Annotated in this window: 7 protein-coding genes; 1 reads left to right on the top strand and 6 read right to left on the bottom strand. The window is 59.6% G+C overall.

The window, feature by feature from the left end; translation table 11 throughout:
- Positions 1-141 precede the first annotated feature (141 nt).
- From Q7C20_RS26345 to Q7C20_RS26320, 6 genes are read right to left on the bottom strand one after another with little or no spacing between them, the layout of a single operon-like run.
- The gene (locus Q7C20_RS26345; RefSeq protein ID WP_375071142.1) at positions 142-1,539 is read right to left on the bottom strand and encodes a sigma-54-dependent transcriptional regulator; all 1,398 of its coding nucleotides are present in this window, start codon (positions 1,537-1,539) and stop codon (positions 142-144) included.
- Positions 1,529-3,307 (bottom strand): ATP-binding protein, encoded by a 1,779-nt coding sequence (locus Q7C20_RS26340; protein ID WP_375071141.1) that lies wholly within the window; start codon positions 3,305-3,307, stop codon positions 1,529-1,531. Before Q7C20_RS26340 ends, Q7C20_RS26345 begins: the two co-directional genes overlap by 11 nt.
- Complete coding sequence (locus Q7C20_RS26335; RefSeq protein ID WP_375071143.1) at positions 3,307-4,431, bottom strand: GNAT family N-acetyltransferase; 1,125 nt, start codon at positions 4,429-4,431, stop codon at positions 3,307-3,309. The genes Q7C20_RS26340 and Q7C20_RS26335 overlap by 1 nt, the downstream gene beginning before the upstream one ends.
- Positions 4,432-4,483: 52 nt before the next feature.
- The gene (locus tag Q7C20_RS26330; RefSeq protein WP_375071140.1) at positions 4,484-5,392 is read right to left on the bottom strand and encodes an alpha/beta hydrolase; all 909 of its coding nucleotides are present in this window, start codon (positions 5,390-5,392) and stop codon (positions 4,484-4,486) included.
- Complete coding sequence (locus Q7C20_RS26325; RefSeq protein WP_375071139.1) at positions 5,389-6,783, bottom strand: aspartate aminotransferase family protein; 1,395 nt, start codon at positions 6,781-6,783, stop codon at positions 5,389-5,391. Before Q7C20_RS26325 ends, Q7C20_RS26330 begins: the two co-directional genes overlap by 4 nt.
- The gene (locus Q7C20_RS26320) at positions 6,776-7,477 is read right to left on the bottom strand and encodes an MtnX-like HAD-IB family phosphatase (protein ID WP_375071138.1); all 702 of its coding nucleotides are present in this window, start codon (positions 7,475-7,477) and stop codon (positions 6,776-6,778) included. The genes Q7C20_RS26325 and Q7C20_RS26320 overlap by 8 nt, the downstream gene beginning before the upstream one ends.
- Before the next feature lie 228 nt (positions 7,478-7,705).
- Between Q7C20_RS26320 and Q7C20_RS26315 the strand changes: the two genes are divergently transcribed.
- Entirely contained in the window at positions 7,706-8,476 is a 771-nt protein-coding gene (locus Q7C20_RS26315) for a MipA/OmpV family protein (RefSeq protein ID WP_375071137.1), read from the top strand.
- Positions 8,477-8,616: the final 140 nt, after the last annotated feature.

Here is an 8,616-nt window from a genome sequence, read left to right as displayed (position 1 = left end):
TGTCCCCGCACACCCGTCAACCATGTGTCCGGTCCGTACAGGTCCTTCCAAAAGTGACCCGCTGTAAGAGCGGAACCATAAGCAGCCGTTACCACAGCAACGGATATGTACTCCCCCTAAAAAACCCACCATCCCCCCAAATCAGCGAATAATCTTCTCGACCTGAATCCCCAACTTCTTCAACCGATACCAAAAGCTCCTCTCGGAAATCCCGATCTTCGCCGCCGCCGCTGCCTGCACGCCGTTACTCTCATTCAACGCCGCCAAAATGTAGCTCCTCTCAACCTCCGCCAGCGCCGCGTCCAGATCCGCAGGCACACCCGGGCTGTCGCCCAGCAACGCAGCAACGCCATCCTCGGCAGGTTTGGACGCAAACAGATAACCCGGCAAATCAATGTCTTCAATCACCGGCTTGGCCGCAACGATAGTCGCGCGCTCCACACAATTCTGCAGCTCACGAATATTCCCCGGCCAATGATAGGCCGCCATGGCCTGCAACGCCTCCGCACTGAAACCGGTAATGCGCTTGCCGGCCGTGGCGCTCAAGGTGTGGGCAAAGTGGCGGGCCAGCGGCACGATATCTTCCGCGCGCTCACGCAACGCCGGCAGCGGAATCGGAAACACGTTGAGGCGGTAATACAGGTCTTCACGAAATTCTTTATTGGCCACCGCGCCCAGCAAGTTTTTATTGGTGGCGGCAATCACCCGCACATCCACCTTACGCTCGCGGGGGTCGCCAACCGGCTCAATCACCCGCTCCTGCAAGGCACGCAAAATCTTCGCCTGCAACGCCAACGGCATATCGCCGACTTCATCCAGAAACAACGTGCCCTGGTCAGCCTGCATAAAGCGCCCTACCCGGTCCGCCACAGCGCCGGTAAACGCGCCCTTACGATGGCCGAACATTTCGCTTTCCAGCAGCCCCTCAGGAATGGCCGCGCAGTTGACCGCTACAAACGGCTTGTCGGCGCGGTTACCGTGCTTGTGAATCGCACGGGCAACCATCTCCTTACCGGTGCCGCTTTCGCCGGTCAACAGGATGGTTGCATTGCTGTCACGCACCGAATCGATTGCATTCAGAACCTGACGAAACGCCGGGCTGTCGCCCACCAGGCTGTCGAATTGCGCATGCTGGTCGAGCTCGGCACGCAGGCGGGCGTTGTCGCGCAGGATGTCGCGAAATTGCAGGGCCTTGGCCACGGTGATGTCCAGCTCGTCAATGTCGAACGGCTTGGCGATGTAGTCGTAGGCGCCGTTGCGCATCGACTGCACGGCATTTTTCACAGTGCTGTAGGCAGTCATCACGATTACCGGCAAATCCGGAAAACGCACCTTGATCTCGGCCAGCAGCGCCGGCCCGTCCATGCCGGGCATGCGCCAGTCGCTGATCACCAGGTCGATGTCTTCCTGCTCCAGCACTTTGAGCGCATGCAGGCCGTTGCTCGCGGTGAACACCTGGATGCCGTTCTGGCTAAGGGCCGACGTCAGCAAGTCACAGAGCTTGGGCTCGTCGTCGACTACCAATACGTTATGCGTCATGACCTTCCTCATCGTCGCCGTCATCTTCACCTTGGGCCGGAATGTACAGGCTGAAGGTGGCGCCGGCATCTTTCTCACTGGTGCATTCAATGCTGGCGTCGTGACTTTCCATGATCGAATAGACTTTAGCCAGGCCCAGGCCCGTGCCCGAGGCCTTGGTGGTGACGAATGGCGTGAAGATCCGCTCAATCATGTCCGCCGGAATGCCTTGGCCGGTGTCGGCGATACTGATCACCGTGTTGTCGTCCACCGTGCGAATGCCCAGGGTCAGGCGCCCGCCGTCGGGCATCGCATCGATGGCGTTGAGAATCAGGTTCAGGCAGGCCTGCTTGAGCTGTTTGGCATCGGCGTACAGGGTCGCACCCGGCGCCTGGTCATCAATGTGCGCATCTATGTTGTGGGTCGCCAGTTGCGGGCCGCAGAAGCCAAGGATCTCTTCCACCAACGGCCGCGCCGCCAGCGACACCCGCAAGGGCGGGTTGGGTTTGGCGAAATCCAGAAACTCGGTGATCAGGTCATTGATACGGCTGACTTCGCTGATCACGTATTCGAGGTGACGCTTGTCGGTTTCCGGCAGATCGGCACGCCGGTGCAGCAGTTGGGTGGCGGTCTTGATGATGCCCAGCGGGTTGCGGATTTCGTGGGCCAGGCCCATGGCAACCTCGCCCAGCGCGTGCAGCCGGTCGCGGCGGCGCAACTGGGCTTCGAGGTGATGCAACTCGCTAAGGCTCTCGGTCATGTGGTTGAAGGTGCTGCTCAACTGCGCCAGTTCATCGCCGCCGCTGACCGTCACGCGGTGCTCGTAATTGCCGGAGATCACCGCGTTCACGCCTTGGGACAAGTCGCGCAGCGGCTTGGTCAGGCGCCGCGACACCAACACACCGGCGCCCAGGGACAGCGCCGAGCTGAGCAGGAAAATCAGCACGAACAGGTTGCTCTGGTTCACCAGCCCTACAAGGCTGGTATGGCGCAGCAGGCCGCTGAAGATCACGCCTTGCAGGTCGCCGGCATCATTGAAAATCGGCCAGTACAAACCGCTGTAATTATTGGTGAACTGCTCGCTCGGCTGCCGGGTGCTGCGCATGGCCGTCTCGACATCCTTGGGAATGCGCGAGGGGTGATTTTCAAAACGCTGGGTCGAGAATATCTCGTTAAACCCCGACGAGTTGGCGAGGTACAGGCGCAGGTCGAGGGAATGCACATCGGCCACGCTGGTGAGGAAACTGCTGTCCAGGTAGGTGGCCACCAGCAGCAGGTAGTCGACGCCCTCCTGGTTGGTTTCGAAGGTCGAGACCACAAGGCCCGTGCTCACGCCGGTCACTTGCACAGTCTGCAGCACGGCGTTGCTGGTGAGGTCGATCTGCTTGACGATGTCGTCGGACGCGGTGCTGAACATCACCTTGTGGTCGCTGGCACGAATCAGCGCGACCACATCAATGTCGGTGGCGTCGGCGATGTCCGCCGTCAGCCGGTCGTGCTTGACGGCTTGCTTGTTCGACGGCGGGCTGGTGTAGCGCAGGAACAGCTTAGCCATGCGCGCGTTGTCATGAAGGATGTCACCAATCTCGTCCTTGACGATCTTGGTCGACTCTTGCAGCCAGATCCGCACGTTGCTGTCGAAAATCTGCGACAACGTGGTCGCGGCCAGCTCGGCCGCGATCATCGTGGGAATGACGCTCACCAGCCAAAACGCCAACACCAGCTTGCGCTGGACGCTCCAGCGCGAAATGGCAAAGGGGCGGGCTTTTTGACGGGACTTGGTGATCATCAGGTTTCGCTTATCGCAGCAGCCATGGCAGGGTCGGAACGATCCGGTCGGAGAAACATTTTCGCAAGTTTGAGCAGGCCATTGACCAGCCAATTACGGTGGCGGAAAAACATGCTGTTGCCACGGAACTCGCACCCCAGGCGCAGCTTACTGGCATACCCTTCCTGGCCGCACTCGTACACGGGAATATTGTGCTGAATACAATAGTCGACATTGGTCAGCCAAATGCGAAAGTACAGGTTGTATTCACGGCTGAACTCACGGTCATGCCCGAAAAACTTGTCGACCAGCCGGTGTTGGTCCAACAGGATCAGGTTGAACGCCACCAGGCGCTCGTCCACCCAATACACTACGCAGACAGCGCGATTTTCAAGGCGTTCGAGGATGCCGGTGAAGTAGCTGGCCGGCAGGCGTTCGAACTGCAAATCGGAGCGGTTGAGCGTCTCTTCATATAGGCGCATCACCTCAGGCAACACGTCATCAATGTTGTGCCGCCACTCAACCCGCGGGCCCGGTGCACGCAGTTTGCGGCGCAGGTCCTTGCGGGTCGATTTGCACAGAGAGCCCAGGTAGGCGTCGACTGAGCCGTAGGGCACCTTCAATAACCCGGTGGGCAAACTCGGCATGCTTTGAAAGCCCGCCGCACGGCAACTGGCCGCCCAGTGCGGGTCTTTGGTCGGCACGTCTTTAACGGCGACCAGGCCGATACCAAACGCATTGGCATCCTGGCGCGCAGCCTGCAACAAATGCTTGAGCAATAGCGGGCGTTGCGCCTCGGGCACGCCACTGGCCACGCCCGCGTCGCAACGCTCCGCCACCGGCGAGCCGATGGCATACAACTGCAACTGTAAAACACCCGGCCACAGCCGCTCCAGGCGCTCGGTAAAGCGCTTGCCGCGGCCTGACACCGTGGTGTCGAGGCGATAATCGGTAATGAACGCGGCAGCCACTGCCACCACTGTTCCATTTTCGTAAACAGCCAGGTAACGCCATTTGAAATCAGCAATGGCCGCGTTTTCCACGGCGACGTAATAGTCCCAATCCTCCAGGGCACCGGGGAAACAGTCGTTCCAGGTACTGCGCTGGATGGCCCGGATAGTCGAGAAGGCTTGGGCGGTGATCACGTACATCCCTTATCTATATGGCGGAATCCGATCAAATGTGCACGTTGGCTTGTCAGGCAGACAGCACTGATGCCATCGCAGCGGTGCGACGACTCGACAAGCCAGCGCCTACATTGATCTGTGTGGGTTTGACGAGCGTGTGTTGCTCGACAAACTCGGCACTCAACTCGATCACCCGGCGGTATTGCAGGTCGACGGTGATCATGTGGTAGCAGTTGTCGAGCAGGACCTTGGTCACCGGGCCGCCGAGGTGGCGTTCTACGTAATCGGCGTTCCAGCGGCTGGTGATATCGTCCTCAATGGAATGCAGCACCAGCGCCGGGACGTTGATCGAGGGCATGCGTTTTTTGACCACGGCATTCATCCGGTGCAACTCACGCACCGTCACGCCTTCCATCGTCAGCAACCCTGCCTCGCTGCTTTCGCCTTCCTTCATCTGTCGTTCGACGATCGAGCGCAGGCGTTCATTCTTGATGCCGTAAGGCGGTTTCTCGGTAAACCGAAACAGGCGCACACCGTAAGGAATGCGGATCAGCAGTGGCGTGATGAATGCCATTTTGCTGATGCTCCAACCGTCGTATTTCAACGTGGTGGAATACATCAGCAAGCCGGCGACCTGGTTCGGGAACTCCGACGCCAGGTACATCGACATCACCGCGCCCATGGACAAGCCCCCGACGAACACTTGCGCGTGGCGCTGTTTGGCCTGCACGAAGGTCTTGCGTACCCCTTCGTACCAGTCCAGCCAGCCGGTGGCCTGCAGGTCGCTGTTATCGCCGCAGTGCCCGGCCAGGGTGGGCACATACACTGTGCAGTTACCCGTTTTGGCCAAGCCTTTCGCCACCTGACGCAATTCCGTCGGGGTGCCGGTCAGGCCGTGGATCAACAGGATCCCGACCGGACCTTCACCGAGAACGAAGCCGGCATCACCTTCACCGAGGTCGATCTCAGGCCTGTTCACCGTTTGGTCGCTCGCACCAGCAGTTGCTCGAGCAGCTTCAGGCCCAGTTCGATTTCCGGGTAGCTGATTTCCAGGGACGGTGCCAGGGTGATCACGTTTTTGTAGTAGCCGCCCACGTCGAGGATCAGGCCAAGTTTGCGCCCGTCCACGACCATGTCGCCTTTCATGCCTTCCTCGACCATGTAATCCAGGGTCGCCTTGTCTGGCGTGAAGCCGTCCGGGCCGCAGATTTCGCAGCGCAGGGCCAGGCCCAGGCCGTCAACATCGCCGATGATCGGGAAACGTTTCTGCAGGTCCTGCAGGCCTTCGAGGAAGAACTTGCCCTTGGCCATGACCATCGCGCCGTAATCGACTTCGTTGGTCATCTTGAACATTTCCAGGCCTACCGCCGTGCCCAACGGGTTGGAGGCGAAGGTGGAGTGGGTCGAACCTGGCGGGAAGATTTTCGGGTTGATCAACTCTTCACGGGCCCAGATGCCGCCCAGCGGGTTGAGGCCGTTGGTCAGCGCCTTGCCGAAGACGATCACGTCCGGCTGCACGTCGAAATGCTCGATCGACCACAGTTTGCCGGTGCGGTAGAAGCCCATCTGGATTTCGTCGGAGACCATCAGGATGCCGTGCTGATCCAGCACGTGCTTCAACTCGCGGTAGAAGTTCATTGGCGGGATCACGTAGCCGCCGGTGCCCTGGATCGGCTCCACGTAGAAAGCTGCGTACTCACACTGGTTGGTTTTCGGGTCCCAAACGCCGTTGTATTCGGTCTCGAACAAACGGGCGAACTGCTGCACGCAGTGGCTGCCGTATTCTTCCTTGGTCATGCCTTTAGGGCCACGGAAGTGGTACGGGAACGGAATGAAGTTGGCGCGCTCGCCGAAGTGGCCATAGCGGCGACGGTAGCGGAAGCTCGAAGTGATCGACGATGCGCCGAGGGTACGGCCGTGGTAGCCGCCTTCGAAGGCGAACATCAGGCTCTTGCCGTTGGAGGCGTTACGCACCACTTTCAGGGAGTCTTCGATCGACTGCGAACCGCCGACGTTGAAGTGCACGCGACCGTCGAGGCCGAATTTTTTCTTGGCGTCGACCGCGATCATTTCCGACAGCTCGATCTTGCCTTTGTGCAGGTACTGGCTGGCGATTTGCGGCAGGGTATCGATCTGTTGTTTCAGCGCGTTGTTCAGGCGCGGATTGGCGTAACCGAAGTTAACGGCCGAGTACCACATTTGCAGGTCGAGGTAGGCCTGGTCTTCGGTGTCCCACACGTAGGAGCCTTCGCAACGGCTGAAAATACGCGGCGGCTCGATGTAGTGAACGGTGTCGCCGTAGGAGCAGTACTTGGCTTCTTTATCCAGCAGAATCTGGTCTTCGGCGGTAGCGATACGGATATCAGACATGGTGGAAAATTTCCTGAGTGTCAGCAGCAATAAAGGTGGTGGCGTTGGCGGCAATGCCTTGTGGCAGCCTGGCCAGCAGCGCAGGCACTTCGGCGAAGGTGTCGAAGCGCGCGTGAGGAATGTTGTTGGCGACGCAGTAGTCGGCGAGGCTGCCTTTGGCGAACACAAAGTCGGCGGTGGAGGCCACGCACATGTCGGACTTGCCGTCGCCAATCACCAGCACGCGCTTGTTGCGCGGGGTGGACTTGCATTTGCAGTTGCCGGAAGCGGCACGGCAGGCATCGCTGGAATACGGAAAGTCGATGCGCCAGCTGTTCTGGTCAACCTGACGCAGGCGGTTGGCGAGGATCGGCAGCAAGGTCACGTAGTTGCGCGACAGAATCCGCGCGATGCCTTGCTCGATGCCGTCGCTGACCACTTCAATGGAAGCGCCCAGGCCCATGACGTGATCGACGAAATCCGGGAAGTCCGGGTCGATCTCGACGCTGTCGAAGTACGCCAGCAGTTCAGCCGGAGTCGCCTTGATCAGCGCCAGTTGCCGGCTCAGGCATTCGCGTGAACCGATATGCCCATCCAGCCATTCCTGTTCGATGGTTTCCCACTCGGGACCGGCGAAGCGTTGGAGGACGTTGTCGATGACATCGGTGGGGGTGATGGTCCCGTCGAAGTCACACACGATATGCCAGTGAATCATCTGCGTATTACCTTGTGAGGGCGCGCTCTGTGCGCTTGCAGAAGGGGTAGAGCAGGGATTGTGCCAACTCGTCAAAGCCCAGCGGGGCTAGGGCTTTGGCGCTTACACGGAGTGTTTTGTGTCGCAGGAGCTACAATTTTTGTAGCTTGCTACAAACAAGATGAGTGCTTGCGTCCGGGCAGCCCTTCGCGCGTGAATGCGCGCATGTTCAGATAAGGAATTCGCTCCATGTTCAAGGTCGCTTCTGCTGTATTCGCCGGTGTGCTGGGGCTGTGGGGTTTCTCCAGCGCCGTGTTCGCCGATGGCATTACCGGTGAAGTGGGCGCGGGCGTCAGCTACCAGCCCCATGACCCGACGGGCAGCCGCTACGAAACCCGGCCGATTCCTTACTTCGATCTGGACTGGGGCAATGTCAGCCTCGGGACCGACGACGGCCTGACGTGGAATGCGCTCACGACTAATGGCATTACTGCCGGCCCTTACATCAATTACCTGTCGGGGCGCTCGGCCAATGGCTCGCTGCGCGGTTTGCGTGATGTGCCGGACGCGGCTGAAGTTGGGGGTTTCATTCAATACGCCCCGGCTGAGTTTTGGCGTGTGTATGCGCAGGTTGGCCACTCAGTTGGCGGCGCGCGGGATCAAAGTGGGGTGCTGGGTAAGCTTGGCGGTGAGCTGGGTTATCCGCTGGGCGGCGGAATTATCGGCAGCACGGGGTTGATGGCGCACTTTGCGGATGCGCGTCAGACGCAGGTGTTTTTTGGGGTGGATGACAAGGACTCGGCTGCTTCGGGCTTTCGCGCTTACAACGCCAGCGGGGGGTTTCAGAATTTGACGCTGACGCAGAGTTTTGAGATTCCGCTGGATGCGCATTGGTCGTTGTTGACCAGTGCCAGTTGGGTGCATTTGGTGGGGTCGGCGGCTGACAGCTCCATCGTCAAGGCGACTGGGGATGTGAATCAGGGTCAGGTGCAGGCTGCGGTTAGCTACAAGTTTGACTGAAGGGGGTGGGTTTGGGCTTTTTGGGCGGCTGGGTACATATCCGTTATTTGGGTGATGGCTGAGATGGGTTCCGCTCTTACAGCGGGTCACTTTTGGCAAACGCCCCAAAAGTAACCAAAAGGTCTGTGCCCCACCACTCG

Origin of the sequence: Pseudomonas sp. AMR01, from assembly GCF_041946035.1 — a bacterium.
In the GTDB taxonomy this organism is placed as follows: domain Bacteria; phylum Pseudomonadota; class Gammaproteobacteria; order Pseudomonadales; family Pseudomonadaceae; genus Aquipseudomonas; species Aquipseudomonas antarctica_B.
The sequence above is the reverse complement of the archived record's forward strand: the minus strand, read 5'-3'. Positions and strand labels throughout refer to the sequence as shown.

Coding starts and splice junctions, on each gene's coding strand:
- Q7C20_RS26345 (WP_375071142.1), bottom strand. CDS start 1,539: ATGACGCATAACGTATTGGTAGTCGACGACGAGCCCAAGCTCTGTGAC.
- Q7C20_RS26340 (WP_375071141.1), bottom strand. CDS start 3,307: ATGATCACCAAGTCCCGTCAAAAAGCCCGCCCCTTTGCCATTTCGCGC.
- Q7C20_RS26325 (WP_375071139.1), bottom strand. CDS start 6,783: ATGTCTGATATCCGTATCGCTACCGCCGAAGACCAGATTCTGCTGGAT.
- Q7C20_RS26320 (WP_375071138.1), bottom strand. CDS start 7,477: ATGATTCACTGGCATATCGTGTGTGACTTCGACGGGACCATCACCCCC.
- Q7C20_RS26315 (WP_375071137.1), top strand. CDS start 7,706: ATGTTCAAGGTCGCTTCTGCTGTATTCGCCGGTGTGCTGGGGCTGTGG.